11 protein-coding genes are annotated in these 15,906 nt (G+C 43.9%); 7 read left to right on the plus strand and 4 right to left on the minus strand.

The window, feature by feature from the left end:
• Position 1: 1 nt before the first annotated feature.
• The 4 genes from ACLD71_RS09290 to nadC all read right to left on the minus strand — a co-directional run bounded on the left by ACLD71_RS09290 (position 2) and on the right by nadC (position 4,601).
• Entirely contained in the window at positions 2 to 1,249 is a 1,248-nt protein-coding gene (locus ACLD71_RS09290) for a type II secretion system F family protein (protein WP_411994345.1), read from the minus strand.
• Positions 1,250 to 1,335: 86 nt separating this feature from the next.
• The gene (pilB, locus tag ACLD71_RS09295; RefSeq protein WP_411994347.1) at positions 1,336 to 3,042 is read right to left on the minus strand and encodes a type IV-A pilus assembly ATPase PilB; all 1,707 of its coding nucleotides are present in this window, start codon (positions 3,040 to 3,042) and stop codon (positions 1,336 to 1,338) included.
• A gap of 6 nt (positions 3,043 to 3,048) precedes the next feature.
• On the minus strand, positions 3,049 to 3,507 hold the full coding sequence (locus ACLD71_RS09300; RefSeq protein ID WP_411994349.1) for a pilin: 459 nt from the start codon (positions 3,505 to 3,507) through the stop codon (positions 3,049 to 3,051).
• Positions 3,508 to 3,761: 254 nt separating this feature from the next.
• Positions 3,762 to 4,601, minus strand: a complete 840-nt coding sequence (gene nadC, locus ACLD71_RS09305) for a carboxylating nicotinate-nucleotide diphosphorylase (RefSeq protein WP_411994351.1) — start codon at positions 4,599 to 4,601, stop codon at positions 3,762 to 3,764.
• A gap of 116 nt (positions 4,602 to 4,717) precedes the next feature.
• Between nadC and ampD the strand changes: the two genes are divergently transcribed.
• The 7 genes from ampD to ACLD71_RS09340 all read left to right on the plus strand — a co-directional run bounded on the left by ampD (position 4,718) and on the right by ACLD71_RS09340 (position 15,695).
• Positions 4,718 to 5,299: a 1,6-anhydro-N-acetylmuramyl-L-alanine amidase AmpD gene (ampD, locus tag ACLD71_RS09310; RefSeq protein ID WP_411994353.1), complete on the plus strand. Its 582-nt coding sequence runs from the start codon at positions 4,718 to 4,720 to the stop codon at positions 5,297 to 5,299.
• 74 nt (positions 5,300 to 5,373) lie between these two features.
• Entirely contained in the window at positions 5,374 to 6,228 is an 855-nt protein-coding gene (ampE, locus tag ACLD71_RS09315; protein WP_411994355.1) for a beta-lactamase regulator AmpE, read from the plus strand.
• 257 nt (positions 6,229 to 6,485) lie between these two features.
• A complete protein-coding gene (gene pdhR / locus ACLD71_RS09320) occupies positions 6,486 to 7,250 on the plus strand; it encodes a pyruvate dehydrogenase complex transcriptional repressor PdhR (protein ID WP_137673701.1) in 765 nt (254 codons plus the stop codon).
• A gap of 57 nt (positions 7,251 to 7,307) precedes the next feature.
• Positions 7,308 to 9,965, plus strand: coding sequence for a pyruvate dehydrogenase (acetyl-transferring), homodimeric type (gene aceE, locus ACLD71_RS09325; RefSeq protein WP_411994357.1), 2,658 nt, complete (start codon positions 7,308 to 7,310; stop codon positions 9,963 to 9,965).
• A gap of 11 nt (positions 9,966 to 9,976) precedes the next feature.
• Positions 9,977 to 11,836, plus strand: coding sequence for a pyruvate dehydrogenase complex dihydrolipoyllysine-residue acetyltransferase (gene aceF / locus ACLD71_RS09330; protein ID WP_411994359.1), 1,860 nt, complete (start codon positions 9,977 to 9,979; stop codon positions 11,834 to 11,836).
• A 131-nt stretch (positions 11,837 to 11,967) separates the two neighbouring features.
• A complete protein-coding gene (gene lpdA / locus ACLD71_RS09335) occupies positions 11,968 to 13,398 on the plus strand; it encodes a dihydrolipoyl dehydrogenase (protein WP_137673704.1) in 1,431 nt (476 codons plus the stop codon).
• A gap of 80 nt (positions 13,399 to 13,478) precedes the next feature.
• Entirely contained in the window at positions 13,479 to 15,695 is a 2,217-nt protein-coding gene (locus ACLD71_RS09340; RefSeq protein ID WP_411994361.1) for a patatin-like phospholipase family protein, read from the plus strand.
• Positions 15,696 to 15,906 lie beyond the last annotated feature (211 nt).

Genomic DNA, 15,906 nt, shown 5'->3' on the forward strand with positions numbered 1-15,906 from the left:
CTTAGCTGACAACTGAGCCTAATTTAAAGATTGGTAGATACATGGCGATTACCATACCACCAACCAATACGCCAAGCACAGCCATAATAAGTGGTTCGATCAGGCTTGTGAGGCCATCAACAGCGTCATCTACTTGTTGCTCGTAAATATTGGCTACTTTTTCTAGCATGCTATCTAAGGAGCCAGACTCTTCGCCAATCATCACCATTTGCGTCACCATGTCTGGAAATATATTAACGGTTCGCATGGCGATATTCATTTGCATACCACCTGTAACCTCAATTCTAATTGCGTCAATGGCATTGCGGTATACAACGTTGCCTGAAGCCCCTGAAGCCGAGCGAAGCGCATCAATTAATGGGATACCTGCAGCAAAGGTCGTTGATAAGGTACGAGCAAAACGGGCCATAGCTGCTTTATGTAAAATAGGGTTAATGACCGGAATTTTAAGAACGAACCGGTCAGTGGCGTCTTTAACTGCTTGGGATCGCCTAAAGGACTGTACATAGCCATAAGCTAAAGCAAACAAGGAACCAAAAATGACTGGCCAATAGTCCTGTACAAAACGAGATATAGCAATAACAAACTGGGTAAATGCTGGAAGCTCTGCTCCAAAACCTGCAAAAATTTCTTCGAATTGTGGAATTACAAACAGTAAAAGGATAGTAGTAACGATAATTGCAACGATAATAACTGAGACGGGGTAAAACATGGCTTTTTTAATTTTTGATTTAAGCGCTTCTGCTTTTTCTTTATAAATTGCTACGCGGTCATAAATCGTCTCTAAAGCACCACTTTGTTCGCCAGCTTCAATTAAGTCACAATATAAGGCATCGAAGTAGAGCGGGTGTTTACGCAAGGTTTCTGATAGCGCGGTACCTGACTCAACCTCCGCCGCTATTTCGGAAATAAGCTCCCTCATCGCCGGCTTTTCGACACTTTTTGAAATAATATTAAAGCTTTGTACTAAAGGTACACCTGCTTGCAGCATGGTTGCTATTTGCCGCGACATAACGGCAATGTCCATGGCATTAATTTTATTACCGAGCTTAGAAAGAAAACTTTCTGTTTTCTTTTTAATTTTTGTTACGGTAATGCCTTGTCTACGTAGTTCTGCCTTAACCTGACTAATGGTTTCAGCTTGGTATTCTCCGCTAACCTTATCGCCTTTACGGTTTACCCCACTCCAATTATAAGCGTTGATTTTTTTGACGGCGACTTTTCGTTTTGTGCTGGTTGCGGTAGCCATAACATCCTTGCTAATTGTTGATACTTAATTTGGTATGAAGCTAATTATTTAATTTATCAGATAATTACGCTACGTAGTGGGTGGGTTTACACATTTGTGACCCGCTCTACCTCAGAAAGACTAGTTACGCCTAAGCGGGCTTTTTCTAAGGCAGACATACGTAGTGAATACATGCCCTCAATGGCCGCTTGCTCTGCGATTTGAATTGAATTACCTTCTAACATAATCAACTTGGAAATTTCAGTACTCATAGGCATGACCTCATAAATACCTACTCGTCCCTTGTATCCGCCCGTGCATTTGTCACAGCCAACGGGCTCAAATAGCTTAATACCAGAGTCGATTTGTGTTTGAGTGAAGCCCATTTTGGGTAGCAATATGGCTTCAACCATTTTCGGTTTTTTACAATGTTCACATAATTTACGGGCTAGTCGCTGGGCAATTATTAAACTAACGGAAGAAGCAATGTTAAAGGCGGGGACACCCATGTTTAACAGCCGAGTTAAAGTCTCTGCCGCTGAATTGGTATGTAAAGTAGATAAAACTAAGTGACCAGTTTGTGCTGCCTTAATCGAAATTTCAGCAGTTTCTAAATCTCGAATCTCCCCCACCATGACAATATCGGGATCTTGACGTAAAAATGCACGTAAAGCGCTGGCAAAGGTCATTCCCGCTTTATTGTTAATCAATACTTGATTTACACCTGGCAAGTTGATTTCCACAGGGTCTTCCGCTGTAGAAATATTTGTTTCGGTAGTGTTTAGAATGTTCAAGCCAGTGTACAAAGATACTGTTTTACCAGAACCGGTAGGGCCGGTTACCAAGATCATACCTTGTGGCCGAGCTAAAGCGTCTAGGTATAGTTTCTTTTGCTTGTCATCATAACCGAGGATATCGATATTTAGATTGGCTGCTGAGGAATCTAATATACGAATTACAATTTTTTCTCCCCACATGGTGGGCAGCGAGTTAACCCGCATATCAATGGCTTTGTTTCGCCCAGTTTTCAGCTTAATTCGTCCATCTTGCGGCAATCGGCGCTCGGCGATATCCATTCTGGCCATTACTTTCAAGCGAGCTGAGAAGCGGTTGGCTAAATTAATCGGCGGGCTGGCTATTTCATGCAAGATACCGTCAATGCGAAAACGGATCCGGTATTTATGCTCGTAAGGTTCAAAGTGTAAATCTGAAGCACCACGGCGAATTGAATCCATCAATATCTTGTTGATGTAGACAACAATCGGTGCATCATCTTCTTTATTATCTTGCTTTTCATCAAGCCGAGAGTTTTCATCGCTCACCTCTAGGCCACTAATATCTTCATCTGAGATATCGCCGAGGTCAAGATTAGATGTATCGTCAACTAAAGACTGAATGGCTTTGAGGAGCTTAGTTTCTTCAACCAAAAGTGCTTCGACATGTAGTCCAAAGCTAAAACCAAAATCTTCCAAAGCAACAACGTTACTTGGATCCGCCATTGCTACATAAAGAGTTTGGTTTTGGCTATAAACAGGCAGTACGTGGTGTTTAAAAATGAGCTTTTCGTTAAGGTAGTCTTGCGGTATTTCGGTTAGTTCAATGGCATCGAGATCGAGTAAGGGAATGCCAAACTGCGCTTCACAGAAATCGGCAAGATCTTTACTCGAAATTAGTTCGTTTTCTACAAGGACTGTTGTAAAGGCGCGCTGTTCTTGAATGCAGCGTTTGAACAACTCCACAAGTTGAGTTTCTTTTTCTGGAAAAGAAACGGCCAAGCTAGAAGCTAGGCCGTTAAGTTTAATTTCGACTGACATTAGCTATTAACAAAGCCCTTCAGTGCGACATGTACCACCGCGAGTCCAAATAACTTGACCCGTTGTCGTAGATGCAGAAGCCGTTAGGGTATATGTTACATCAACATTACTCGAATCTTGGATGTTTTGCGCTGAAGCTGTAATTACACCAGCAGCAACATCAACTGATTTTACTTCTGGGCCGCCAGATGATTTCGCTCCAGCGTTATCTGATGCTGTTGAACAAGTTGTTTGCGCACCACTTGCACCAGGATCGCTCTGCCAACATACTTCATAGGCTGTTTTTGCTGGGCCTGCAGCAGCAATAACCTCAGAGAATTTAGCACGGTCAGTATAAGTTTGGTACGCCGGTAATGCCACTGCAGCCAAAATAGCTACAATCGCTACTACGATCATTAATTCAATAAGAGTAAAACCTGATTGCTTGTTAGCAACTTTGGTTTGAAGGTTTTGGATGGTTTTCATTGCGTCTTTCCTTTACACAAGTTTTTTGAAGTTATTCATTTACCGTTGTTTTTGTTCAGAGTTGTGGTGAAACAATTGAGTTGTTTCTACGTCCCTGATACCACGATGCTATAAATGAGTTTCACATTAAAGCATACGACTTAAAAAAGTATAGCTTTTATTGAAAAAAGGCAATGATATCGTGATCTTAGCAACACTTATTAAATCCCTTGTGTACATTTAGGTGTACACAAGGATGTTCGCATTAACATTTATTAGGCGACAAATCGCATACTTAGGTCTAAGGCCTTGACATGTTTAGTTAAAGCACCCACAGAAATGAAGTCTACGCCGGTTTCGGCATACTGACGAATCGTTGTTAGGGTCATGTTTCCTGAGGCCTCTAATTTTGCTCGGCCTTGGTTTAATTGCACCGCTTGTTTCATTAATGCCACAGAGAAATTATCTAGCATTACCACATCACAATTGGCATCTAATGCTTGCTCAAGCTCATTGAGATTCTCTACTTCCACTTCTACCTTTTTACCTGGAGATAAAAGGCGGGCTTTTTCGATAGCTTGTTTAATGCCACCACAGGCCATGATGTGGTTTTCTTTAATTAAGAATGCGTCGTGCAAGCCAAAACGATGATTGGTTCCTGCACCACAAGTTACTGCGTATTTAGAGGCATGGCGTAATCCAGGGATGGTTTTACGGGTATCTAATAACTTACAATTGGTGCCTTCTAGCAAGTCCATGTATTCGGCAACTTGAGTGGCAATGCCGGATAGGGTTTGAATAAAGTTAAGTGCAGAGCGCTCACCAGTGAGCAAGATTCTTGCTGGGCCAGTTAAAAAACAAAGTGCTTGGTCTTCTACTACTTTATCGCCATCGGCCACTAACCACTCAATGTCTACTTCATCACCAAGCTGACGAAACACTTCATCGGCAAATGCTTTTCCGGCAAAAGTGGCGGATTCACGGCTAATGATTTTTGCTTTGCTTACTTGTTGCTCTGGAATAAGGGCGGCGGTAATGTCTAAGTTTGCGTCGAGTGTTCCTAAATCTTCAACTAAAGCGGCGCTTACGTTGGCACGCAATTGTTCAGCGTTCATGCATCGTTTCTCTGGTGGTTAGTAGATGTGAAGTAGATAAGTGAATTATCATCATAAATATTGACGTATTTTAACGCAGAAGCTTCACGCTTGCATGGGCTAATCTAGTCTTTATTATGAGTGGCTACATTTGGTATTGCTTATACGGAGGTTTAGGCTTGAGAATCAACGCACAACATCAACTGGTTTCAGCTAGGCAAATACCCAGTGCATTCTATAATTTGCGGCCTACGGGCGAAGTGAGCTTGTTGGTTATTCATTGTATAAGTTTGCCCGAGGGGAAATTTGGTAATCAGTATATTGATGACTTGTTTAGTGGTTGCCTTGATTGCTCCGTTGATCCAAGCTTTCATGATCTAGAAGGTCTAGAAGTTTCAGCCCACCTACTTATTGATAGAGCCGGACGGGTAACTCAATACGTACCCTTTGATAAACGGGCTTGGCATGCTGGTGTATCTTCTTTCGAGAATCAAGACAACTGCAATGATTACTCCATTGGCATTGAGTTAGAAGGCACCGATACAAGCCGCTATACTTCAGATCAGTATCAATGCTTAATAGAGGTCACTAAGTTACTGCAAAGTAACTACCCAGCCATTACCAAGCAGCGCATTGTGGCTCATAGCGATATTGCTCCAGGAAGGAAAACCGACCCCGGTTCGGAATTTGATTGGAGCCGATACCTAGACGCATTATAAAGTCGCTAGATATCGCTAAGTAATTAACTTAATATTTATTATCAAGCTGACGTTTATGGAGTAAATTCAGCAACATGTCTTTAATTTCACTTTTGTTAGCCTTGAGTTTAGAACGTGCTCGCCGAATTGGCGCCAGTTGGTGGTGGCAGCATGTATTTTATTGGTGGTTGCAACGTTTCGATAGCTTGTCTGCAACATGGCAGATTGTTATGGCGGTGGTTCTGCCTACGCTGCTGCTTGCTTACTTGCAAGTTAGCTTAACTGGTTGGCTGTTTGGTTTACCCAGTTTGGCTTTATGGATTTTTATTCCACTGCTTACCTTAGGTTGCCCGCCATTGCAGCAAGGTTATCGAGACTACCTTCGGGCAGCCGCTAGTGGTAACGAACAAGCCTGTAATGAGTTTAACCAACAGCTATTGAGCCAAATTCACCCGCTGCATCAAACTGATGAAAAGGAATCTATCGCTCTCTCTACTGGCACCCAACTCATGTGGCTTAACTATCGTTACTATTTTGCGGTGATCTTTTTCTATGTATTAGCGGGGCCAGCTGGTGCAGTGTTTTATGGTTGCAGCCGCGGCTTGTATTTACATAAAAGTACCGAGGTGCAAGCTCTTGCGCCTACGGTAAATAATTTCATGCACTATATAGATTGGCTGCCAAGCCGTTTAGCGAGTTTATGTTATTTGGCGGTAGGCAATACCTCAGCAGCTTTACCCATTTGGTTGCAAGCTTTAAAAGATACTACCCATAGCAACGGTTATTGGTTGGCCAAGGTGGCGGTAGCTGCAGAGCTTTCTGGCGACGAATCTGAACACGAGATGTTGTGCGTGGCTACTACCTGCCGTTTCGTTAGTTTAGCTAAGCGCGGAATTATGTTTGCGATTGCGATTATCGCCATGCTAACTATCGCTGGTTGGTTAATTTAGCCCTGTCAGTCGAGTTGTAGCAAACTCGACTATTTTTCACATTTCATTGTTAACTCCTTCCCCTTTGTTACATTCGGTTGATCTTGTGCACAAAAAAAGGTCTGACCAATTATATTTGTAGGACAATAGACTTTACATATCTGGCATTAGGTGCTGGCTAAATTGATGTGGGTCAATTTTTCTGGACAGGGTGTTTCTGATTTGTTAATTTGCTGCGTGTAAATTGGTATTACCAATATTCAAATTGATAGGAATCGATGAGCTACCAACGAATTAAACCACCTAAACTCGCCGACGTAATTGCTAAGCAATTAGAGCGAATGATTGTAGAAGGGAGTTTACCGCCAGGTGAGCGTTTGCCTGCCGAACGGGAGTTGGCTATTCAGTTCGATGTTTCACGTCCATCATTGCGTGAAGCGATTCAAAAATTAGAAGCGAAAGGCTTGGTAGTAAGGCGACAAGGTGGCGGTACTTATGTACAGCAAAAGTTGCGCGAAGCGCTTACAGATCCCTTGTTTGATTTATTGTCCAATCATGATGAAAGCCAACTAGACTTGTTGGAGTTTCGTCACGCTGTTGAGGGGATTTCTGCCTATTATGCCGCCCTAAGAGGGACCGAAGCGGATTTAGATAAAATTCAGGCTTGTCACGAGCGCATAGAGCTGGCGCAGCAAGACGGAAATACTCAAGACGAAGCAAAAGCAGTTTTAAATTTTTATGAAGCGATTACCGAGGCGTCACATAACTTGGTGTTGTTTCATTTGATTAGAGGCTTAAGTCCATTGTTGGAAAAAAACATTATGGACAATTTTCAACTCTTGTATACACGCCCAGATGTTGCCGAGAAAATTCGCCACCATCGGTCGTTAATGCTGCAGGCCATCTTAGATGGTAAGCCAGATGATGCGAGAGAAGCTTCACACAAACATTTGGCGTTTATTGAAGAAACGCTATTGCTGATTGAGCGAGAAGATAGCCGTGTAGAGCGGTCTAATCGTCGTTTAAAACAATTGAAAGTGTAACCCAAGCCTTAAAAATTAGGTTTTGGAAAACTATTAATAACTGATAAGGAAACAGCCATGTCAGAGGTACTGAAGCATGATGTTGACTCGCTAGAAACCAGTGAGTGGATCGACGCCATTGAATCTGTGATCCGTGAGGAAGGCGTTGAACGTGCACAGTTCTTGTTAGAGCAGGTCATTGCTAACGCTAAGATTGATGGATTAGCTGGCCCTGGCGGGTCTATCACTAGCGATTACATCAATACTATCGCAGTGTCAGATGAGCCTGAATACCCTGGCGACAGTGCGATAGAGCGTCGTATTCGTTCTATTATTCGCTGGAATGCAATTATGATTGTATTGCGCGCATCTAAAAAGGACCTCGACCTAGGCGGTCACATGGCGTCTTATCAGTCTTCTGCTGCATTTTATGAAGTGTGTTTTAACCACTTCTTCCGTGCGCGCAATGAGCAAGATGGCGGTGATTTGGTTTATTACCAAGGGCACATATCTCCGGGTATTTACGCACGCGCCTTTGTTGAAGGGCGTTTAACGACTGAGCAACTAGATAACTTCCGGCAAGAAGTAGGCGGTAACGGTTTAAGCTCTTACCCACACCCTAAGTTAATGCCTGAGTTCTGGCAGTTTCCTACCGTGTCTATGGGCCTTGGTCCTATCTCTGCTATTTATCAAGCACGTTTTCTTAAGTACCTTACTGGTCGAGGCTTAAAAGACTGTACTCAGCAACGTGTGTACGCGTTCTTGGGTGATGGCGAGATGGACGAACCAGAATCACGTGGTGCAATTTCTTTTGCCGCTCGTGAAAAGTTAGATAACTTATGTTTCCTTATTAACTGTAACTTACAGCGCTTAGACGGCCCAGTAATGGGTAACGGCAAAATCATTCAAGAGCTAGAAGGCCTATTTAAAGGTGCTGGCTGGAATGTGATTAAAGTGGTTTGGGGGAGTGAGTGGGACAGCCTGCTAGCGAAAGACAGTTCTGGTAAGTTGTTGCAGTTGATGAACGAAACCATTGACGGCGATTATCAAACCTTTAAAGCAAAATATGGCGCTTATGTGCGTGAGCACTTCTTTGGCAAATACAGCGAAACTGCTGAATTAGTTAAAGATATGAGTGACGACGAAATTTTTGCTCTGCGTCGTGGTGGCCACGATCCGGTTAAACTTTACGCCGCCTTTGATAAAGCACGTAAAACAGCCGGCGTACCTACTGTTATCTTAGCTAAAACGGTTAAAGGTTACGGTATGGGCGAAGCAGCTCAAGGAAAAAACATTGCTCACGGCGTGAAGAAAATGGACATGAACTATGTTCAGCAATTCCGTGACCGTTTAGGTGTAGATGTAAGTGACGCAGACTTACCTAATCTGCCTTACATTGAGCTTAAGCCAGGTACAGCAGAATACGATTACCTACATGCTCGCCGTAAAGAGTTAAAAGGTTACACGCCAACTCGTTTGCCTAAGTTTACTAAAGACTTAGAGATCCCTGAGTTGAGCGAGTTTGATGCCTTATTAGGTGAGCAAAAGCGCGAAATATCTACCACCATGGCTTATGTTCGAGCACTAAATGTCATGCTTAAGAACAAAGGCATTGGTAAAAACATCGTGCCGATTATTGCCGATGAAGCACGTACCTTTGGTATGGAAGGCTTGTTCCGCCAAGTGGGTATTTACAACCCTGGCGGTCAGGTTTATACCCCGCAAGACAGAGAGCAAGTGTCTTACTATAAAGAAGATACTAGCGGTCAAGTATTGCAAGAAGGGATTAACGAATTAGGTGCCATGAGCTCATGGGTTGCTGCTGCTACGTCATACAGCACCAACGATGTACCAATGATTCCGTTCTACATCTATTACTCAATGTTTGGTTTCCAACGTGTAGGTGATATGTGTTGGATGGCGGGCGACCAACAAGCGCGCGGTTTCTTATTGGGCGCTACAGCCGGTAGAACCACCCTAAATGGCGAAGGCTTGCAGCACGAAGATGGTCATAGCTTAATTTTGGCTAATACCATTCCTAACTGTATTTCTTACGACCCAAGCTTTGCCTTTGAAGTAGCTGTAATTCTGCAAGATGGTTTGCGCCGTATGTACGGTGAGCAAGAGAATGTTTACTACTACTTGACCTTGATGAATGAAAACTATCATCAACCAGCTATGCCAGAAGGCGCAGCTGACGGTATCCGCAAAGGTATCTACAAGTTTGAGAGTAATAAAGGCAGCAAGGCTCAGGTTCAGTTATTGGGCTCTGGCACTATCATGCAGCAAGTACTTAAGGCCGCTAAAGTGTTGAGTGAAGAGTACGACGTAGCGTCTGAAGTCTTCAGTGTTACCTCGTTTAACGAACTGACCCGCGAAGGCCAAGCTGTTGAGCGTTTGAACATGCTTAAGCCAGAAGCGGAAGAGCAAGTACCGTTTATTACTGAAGTTTTAAGTGACTTACCGACTATTGCCGCTACCGATTACATGAAGCAATACGCCGAGCAAGTACGTGCTTACATTCCTGGTAGTTACAAAGTACTAGGTACCGATGGATTTGGTCGCAGTGATAGCCGTGAAAATCTACGTCGTCACTTCGAAGTGAATGCCGATTACATTGTTGTAGCTTCGTTAGCTGAGTTAGCTAAAGCTGGAACTATTGATAAGAAGTTAGTGGTAGAAGCGATTGAAAAATATGGCATCGACACTGACAAAGTTAACCCTCTCTACGCGTAAGGGCGAGTGATATGAGTATTGAAATTTTTGTACCAGATATTGGCGATGATGAAGTAGAAGTTACCGAAATTCTTGTCAATGTGGGCGACAGCGTAGAGTTAGAGCAATCGCTTATTTCGGTAGAAGGCGACAAAGCCGCTATGGAAGTACCAGCATCTCAAACGGGTGTTGTGAAAGAAATTAAAGTAGCGGTGGGTGACAGTGTTGCTACAAACGCACTGATTATGATTTTTGAAGCCGAAGGTGCTGCAGCTGCAACGCCAGCAGCAGAAGCGCCGGCTGTATCAGCAGTGCCTGCCGCTAGCTCGGTAGAGTTAGTGCACGTTCCAGATATTGGCGACGATGAAGTAGAAATTACTGAGATCGCAGTGAGTGTGGGTGACGTTATTGACGCTGAGCAAACGCTTATTTCTGTAGAAGGCGATAAAGCTGCTATGGAAGTACCAGCACCATTTGCTGGCACGGTAAAAGCGATTAGCGTAACGGTAGGCGATAAAGTGACTACCGGTTCTCTTATTATGGAGTTTGAAGTAGCCGGTTCCGCGCCTGCTTCAGCTCCTGTTGCAGAGGCCGCACCTGCGGCTCCAGCTGCTAAACAAGAGCAGCAAGTTCTAATCCCTGATATTGGTGACGACGAAGTTGAAGTAACCGAAGTAACGGTATCGGTTGGCGACACTGTTGAGCTTGAACAAACGCTTATTTCGGTAGAAGGTGACAAAGCCGCTATGGAAGTACCTGCACCGTTTGCTGGTGTGGTTAAAGAGCTTAAGGTTGCGACTGGCGATAAAGTAAAAACTGGCTCGTTGATTATGGTGTTTGAAGTTACATCTGCAGCGCCTGTTGCTAGCGCACCAGCGGTGGCACCAGCCGAAGCAGCTAAACCTGCAGCGGCTCCTGCGCCAGCTAAAACGGCAAGCGCTCCTGCTAAAGCGGGTGAGTTTGTTGAAAACAGTGCCTACGTACATGCTTCACCGGTTATTCGTCGTTTAGCGCGTGAATTCGGGGTTGATTTAGCCAAGGTTAAAGCGTCTGGTCGTAAGGGCCGTATCGTTAAAGAAGACGTACAAGCTTACGTTAAACAAGCAGTTAAAGTACTTGAGTCTGGGGCTTCTGCTGGTGGCGCAGGTATGGCTGTAGCGGCTTGGCCGAGCATTGATTACTCTAAATTCGGTGAAGTAGAAGAAGTTCCGTTATCACGTATTCAGAAAATCTCTGGCCCTGCTTTACACCGTAACTGGGTGAAAATCCCACATGTTACTCAATTTGACGAAGCTGACATTTCAGAAATGGAAGCCTTCCGTAAAGAGCAGAACGTGATTGCTGAGAAGCAACAACTTGGTTTCAAGATTACGCCTCTCGTATTTATGCTAAAAGCGGCTGCTAAAACCCTAGAAGCTATGCCTAAGTTTAACTCGGCGCTTTCAGATGATGGCAATAGCCTTATCATGAAGAAATACATTCATATTGGTATTGCGGTAGACACGCCAAACGGCTTGGTTGTACCGGTAGTGCGTGATGTGAACAAGAAAGGTGTTTACCAGCTTTCAGAAGAGCTGGTAGAAATTTCGAAGAAAGCACGTGCAGGCAAACTAACAGCCTCAGACATGCAAGGTGGCTGTTTCACTATCTCTAGCCTTGGTGGCATTGGTGGGACGCAGTTTACGCCTATTGTAAATGCGCCTGAAGTGGCCATTTTAGGTGTATCACGCAGTGAGATGAAACCTAAGTGGAATGGTAAAGACTTTGTTCCGAAGTTAATGCTACCGCTGGCATTGTCTTATGACCATCGAGTGATTGATGGTGCAGATGGAGCAAGATTCATCTCCACCTTAAGTGGCTTGTTAGGTGATATTCGCCGACTAGTACTTTAGTAATAAGAGCTGGGTGTTTATCACCCGGCTCTTCTTTTTTATACCGATTAACCGTAAACTCAGTTTAGCTGCATGGTTAACAGATTTACCCTACAGCAGCTTTACAACATAACAATACCAAGAGGTCATCAATGAGTAAGGAAATCAAGACCCAGGTGGTAGTACTGGGTGCAGGCCCTGCAGGTTATTCTGCTGCCTTCCGTGCTGCCGATTTAGGTTTGGAAACAGTAATTGTAGAACGCTACGCCACCCTCGGCGGAGTATGTTTGAATGTGGGCTGTATCCCATCAAAAGCACTATTGCACGTAGCTAAAGTGATTGAAGAAGCAAAATCACTGGCCGAGCACGGCATTGTATTTGGTGAGCCACAAACCGACATTAATAAAATCCGTACCTGGAAAGAAAAAGTCATCAGCCAATTGACTGGCGGTCTCGACGGTATGGCTAAAATGCGTAAAGTTAAAGTAGTTCAGGGCCTAGGTAAGTTTACTGGCGCTAACTCATTGCAAGTTGAAGGTGACGAAGGCGTCACAACTATCAACTTCGATAACGCGATTATTGCTGCGGGCTCTCGCCCAGTTAAATTGCCATTTATCCCACACAATGATCCACGTGTTTGGGATTCAACAGATGCACTAGAACTAAAAGAAGTTCCAGGCAAATTGTTGGTATTAGGCGGCGGTATTATTGGCCTAGAAATGGGTACAGTATACGGCGCACTAGGCAGTGAGATTGATGTAGTTGAATTTGCCGACCAGCTAGTACCTGCTGCAGATAAAGACGTTGTACGTGCTTACACCAAGAAGGTGAAAGACAAGTTCAACATCATGTTAGAAACCAAAGTGATAGCCGTAGAATCTAAAACTGATGGTTTATACGTGACTTACGAAGGTAAGCAAGCGCCCCATGAACCAGTACGTTACGACGCAGTACTGGTAGCTGTAGGTCGTGTACCAAATGGCTTGGGCTTAGAAGCTGAGAAAGCTGGCATCGAAGTAACCGAACGTGGTTTCATTGAAGTTGATAAGCAACTTCGTACAAACGTACCGCACATTCATGCTATTGGTGACATTGTTGGTCAACCTATGTTGGCTCATAAAGGTGTGCACGAAGGGCATGTTGCTGCCGAAGTTATCTCTGGCAAGAAGCACTTCTTTGACCCTAAAGTTATTCCTTCTATTGCTTACACCGAGCCCGAGATGGCATGGGTTGGCTTAACCGAGAAAGAAGCTAAAGCACAGGGTATTAACTACGAAGCATCGGTATTCCCTTGGGCTGCTTCTGGTCGCGCTATTGCGTCAGATTGTCCAGACGGCATGACTAAGATGATTTTTGATAAAGAATCTGGTCGTGTAATTGGTGGCGCAGTTGTGGGTACCAATGGCGGTGAATTGCTTGGTGAAATTGGCCTAGCCATTGAGATGGGTTGTGATGCCGAAGATATTGCATTAACTATTCATGCTCACCCAACCCTGCATGAGTCTGTAGGTTTAGCGGCAGAAATTTTCGAAGGCAGCATTACCGACCTTCCAAATGCCAAAGCTAAGAAAAAGAAAAAATAGACTCAGATAGTTTTAAAAACTAAAGTTATAAAGGCAGCCTTGGCTGCCTTTATTGTTTGTTTTCAAAGGAATGACTCTTGATGTCGCGTTTGCGCAATAGCCTATTATTGTTAGTTTTTTTATCTACTGCTTTTAGCGTAGTGGCGCGCCCTAAAATAGGTTTAGCGTTAAGTGGTGGTGGCGCTAAAGGTGCTGCGCATCTTGGGGTTATGCAGCTTTTAGAAGAATACAATGTTCCCGTTGATTATGTTGCAGGTACCAGTATGGGCGCATACTTCGGCGCAATGTTGGCAATGGGCTATACCGCTGAAGAAATAGAAGCATTAACATTTTCTATTCATTGGGAAAGCGGCTTTGTTGACGACGTAACACGGAGCGAGTTGTCTCTACGCAGCAAGAAACAGCAAGACGATTATCAGATCTCTCTACCTTTGGGACTAAATGAGAAAGGTATTCAAATACCCAAAGGCGCTGTACAAGGCCAAACCATGGCCGAAATTCTCCGATTTGCCACCAGTAATCTAGAAGCACTAGCAAGTTTTGATGAGCTCGCAATTCCCTATCGAGCAGTCGCCACCGATATGGCCGAAATGAAAGCCTATATACTTGAACGAGGTGATTTAGCAGTCGCCATGCAAGCCAGTATGTCGGTGCCGGGAGCACTACGTCCAGTGGAGTTAGACGGTAAACAGCTGTCTGATGGAGGGGTAGTAAACAACATGCCGGTGGATGTACTTAAAGAGATGGGGGCCGATATTATTATTGCAGTGGATATTGGCTCACGGCTTAAAAAGCAGGGCCAACTTAATACTGCGGTTGATGTAGTGGATCAGCTATCTATCTTTTTGACTCGCTCAGGCACCGAACGACAAATAGCGTTGTTAAGCGCCGATGATTTATTAATTTCTCCTGATATGACGGGAGTAGATACCGCCGACTTCTCTGCTATGCCGTTAGCGTTACAGCGAGGTAAAGAAGCGGGCAGGGAGCCTATTGCCGAACTAGCTAAACGGATAGGTGTAATCGATCAACACCAAGAGTATTTGGCCTATCGTAAAATTGTTAATGAGCGTAAAGCGCAGCTCAAGTTACATGAAGAGTTTGTAGTAAGCCGTATCGAGCTAAATAACGACTCAAGCCTTAGTGATGAGGTTATTTTGGCGCGTTTAAAAATCAACCAAGGTGAGCTTTTATCTAAGGCTGAGTTAGAAGAAAAAATTAGCCAGCTTTATGCCTTAGGAACATTTGAGCGGGTAGATTATCGCATTAGCACTGAGCAAGGCGAGAATGTTATTCATGTGGATACTCAGGAGAAAAGCTGGGGGCCGGGCTATTTTGACATGAAGATAGGCTTACAAGAGAACTTCTCCGATAGAACTGAAGCCAATATCGGTTTGGGTTTTACCTTGACCAATTTGAACGATTTGGGTGCCGAATGGCGCAATGAAGTCGAAATAGGTTCGATTAAACGACTGTATACCGAATACTACTCACCAATAACCGAAAGCTTAAAGTACTCTTGGGCGATTTCAGCAGAATACGACAAACGCAATCGCCGCCTTTATGGAATATCGGAAGACTTTGAATATCTAGAGGCTAGTTTCTCCGATCTGCAGTTTCGCACTCACTTGGCGTGGAATTATCAACCTTGGCAAGAATGGGCGGTAGGTCTAGCCGCAAAACATGGCAATATTGAAGTTAATGGTGTCGCTGCAGAAGCGAATTATTGGCTGTATGGGCCTTATTTTAAGTTTGATTACGACACCCTAAATAGCTGGGCCTTTCCAACTCAGGGGAAAATGCTGGATGTTAATTTCACGCTTTATCATGAAGATGTGGATGAGTTTTCTAGTGTACTAGCGCCTAGTTTTGAAACACGCTGGAAGGTGCCTTTTGGCTGGGATAAGCATAATTTTAATTGGTTTGGTGAATACGGAAGCACCGGCAGTGATTTTATCATCCCTACTGATGCTCAAGATCTTGGTGGTTTCCTAAGGTTGTCAGGCTTTACCTATGAGCAGCTATCTGGCCGCTACAAAGCGCTAACCGGGTTAATGTATTTCTACCAACTTCATCATTATCAATCTCCGGCTTTTCAAGCGCCTGTATTTGTTGGCGGCTCACTAGAAAATGGTGGGGTGTGGAACAACTCCAGCGATATTTCATATGACAGCGCCATTTGGGCTGGGAGCGTATTTATGGCTCTAGATACCAGCATGCTAGGGCCGATAGTGTTGGCTTATGGGCATAATCAAACTGAGCAAACGTTATATTTGTTTATTGGCAATGACTTCTAAATACGTGACAAATGTGAATAAATTGTAACTTTAGGCTTTGTGGCTAAAGTATAATAATGCATTTATCTTATTGTAATTAAAGGTTTTTGTTTGATTTTTGGTGGTTTTTTAAAAATGCCGATATTTTAATTTATAGTTAAAACGGCTATAATCTCAGCCCGATGAGGCCAGCTAACCCAATGGCCCATATATATGGATATCCCCTACGGGC

The organism is Agarivorans sp. DSG3-1, from assembly GCF_046774965.1.
Lineage (GTDB): Bacteria > Pseudomonadota > Gammaproteobacteria > Enterobacterales > Celerinatantimonadaceae > Agarivorans.

Bases quoted from the DNA above. Each gene is read 5' to 3' on its own strand.
- ACLD71_RS09290 (WP_411994345.1), bottom strand. From the start codon at position 1,249: ATGGCTACCGCAACCAGCACAAAACGAAAAGTCGCCGTCAAAAAAATC.
- pilB (WP_411994347.1), bottom strand. From the start codon at position 3,042: ATGTCAGTCGAAATTAAACTTAACGGCCTAGCTTCTAGCTTGGCCGTT.
- ACLD71_RS09300 (WP_411994349.1), bottom strand. From the start codon at position 3,507: ATGAAAACCATCCAAAACCTTCAAACCAAAGTTGCTAACAAGCAATCA.
- nadC (WP_411994351.1), bottom strand. From the start codon at position 4,601: ATGAACGCTGAACAATTGCGTGCCAACGTAAGCGCCGCTTTAGTTGAA.
- ampD (WP_411994353.1), top strand. From the start codon at position 4,718: ATGAGTGGCTACATTTGGTATTGCTTATACGGAGGTTTAGGCTTGAGA.
- ampE (WP_411994355.1), top strand. From the start codon at position 5,374: ATGTCTTTAATTTCACTTTTGTTAGCCTTGAGTTTAGAACGTGCTCGC.
- pdhR (WP_137673701.1), top strand. From the start codon at position 6,486: ATGAGCTACCAACGAATTAAACCACCTAAACTCGCCGACGTAATTGCT.
- aceE (WP_411994357.1), top strand. From the start codon at position 7,308: ATGTCAGAGGTACTGAAGCATGATGTTGACTCGCTAGAAACCAGTGAG.
- aceF (WP_411994359.1), top strand. From the start codon at position 9,977: ATGAGTATTGAAATTTTTGTACCAGATATTGGCGATGATGAAGTAGAA.
- lpdA (WP_137673704.1), top strand. From the start codon at position 11,968: ATGAGTAAGGAAATCAAGACCCAGGTGGTAGTACTGGGTGCAGGCCCT.
- ACLD71_RS09340 (WP_411994361.1), top strand. From the start codon at position 13,479: ATGTCGCGTTTGCGCAATAGCCTATTATTGTTAGTTTTTTTATCTACT.